Annotated in this window: 1 protein-coding gene; it reads left to right on the forward strand. The window is 42.6% G+C overall.

Going from position 1 to position 1,316, the window contains the following annotated elements:
* Positions 1 to 1,316: hypothetical protein (locus WFK35_RS22780; protein WP_336734921.1), on the forward strand; the 1,316-nt coding region annotated here is incomplete at both ends.

Below are 1,316 nucleotides of genomic sequence, written 5' to 3' on the forward strand. Positions count from 1 at the left end.
TCAGCACCGGTTATCAGGGTAAGTCCGGGTGTGCTTATACAGGGAGGTTTTCCTGTAACGGCTACCGGTAATGATCTTTCGGGATATAATCCGGTAATTAATACGACGCGTATTACGATTACAGGAGGCACAGCCTATCAGTTATTCGGGCAAACCAATATGGCGGGTACAGAATCTGCAGAAATAAAAGGTCTGGATATAACGGCAGGTTCCACAACGTGTGCGTGGGTCTATGTAACGGGCAATAATGGCTTTTCGGCAGGTGGCGGAGGAACCATCAATTTTACAGATCTTTATGTACACGACATGTGTGCTATTGCTTTCGATTTTCTTACCACTGTAGCCGGAAGTAAAGCTGTATTTAATAACTGTTTACTGAAAAATCTGAGTACAGGGAGTTTTGCTTCTGCAATTTATGCCAATACCAACACGACTTCCATTTCGTTTAATAACAGTTCTGTGGTAGGATGTTCCAATACTTCATCTGTAGGCAGTGGAGGCGGAATTACCACAATGGGAGATTTTACGGCTACCAACAGCAGCTTTTGCGGCAATACCTCACAATGGGGAGGTGGTGCCATACAGATTGGCTATAGCAGTTATTTTGCTACAGCTAATTTTACAGGATGTACATTTAGCAATAATACAGTTACCAGCGTTGGTTTTGGAGGTGCCATATTAAACTCAAACGGCTATGTTATCCTTAACAATTGTAATTTCTATGGAAATAAAGCTTATGGCGGAGGTGCATACGGCAGCAGCAGCGGAGTGGGAAATACTCTTACAGTAAATAATTGTGTTTTCTACAACAACGGTTCTCCGTATACTCTTGATGTAAGCAATGCTAATATTCAGGGAGGTGGTGCTATTTATACTTATCCAAACTCTGGTCTTACCAGCATCAGCAACAGTAAGTTTGTCAGCAATTATACAAACGGCAGTTTAGGTGGTGCAATATTCATGGTGAACTCAGGAGGTACTACAAGTGCTGCAAGCACCATTACGGGATGCCTGTTCTATGGTAATAATGTTGGAGGCAATACAACATCCGGACCGGCTTGTTTTCCGGCAGGCAACGGAAATACTGCGGCAGATATCGCGTTATACAGTGGAAGCCAATTTGGAACTCACGGGACTTTAACGCTGACTAATAATCAATTACAGTTATCCGGTATTAATAGTTATTTAAGTCATGAATATTTTCCCAGAACTACAGCTCCGGTAAATACAAATTACATAAATGGCGGAGGCAACACTTTCGGTAATACGAACAACGGCGGTGTCGTTTCTCCTTCTTTTAACTGTCCCGCAACGAT

It is taken from the genome of Chryseobacterium sp. VD8, assembly GCF_037149975.1.
Classification (GTDB): Bacteria; Bacteroidota; Bacteroidia; order Flavobacteriales; family Weeksellaceae; genus Chryseobacterium; species Chryseobacterium indicum.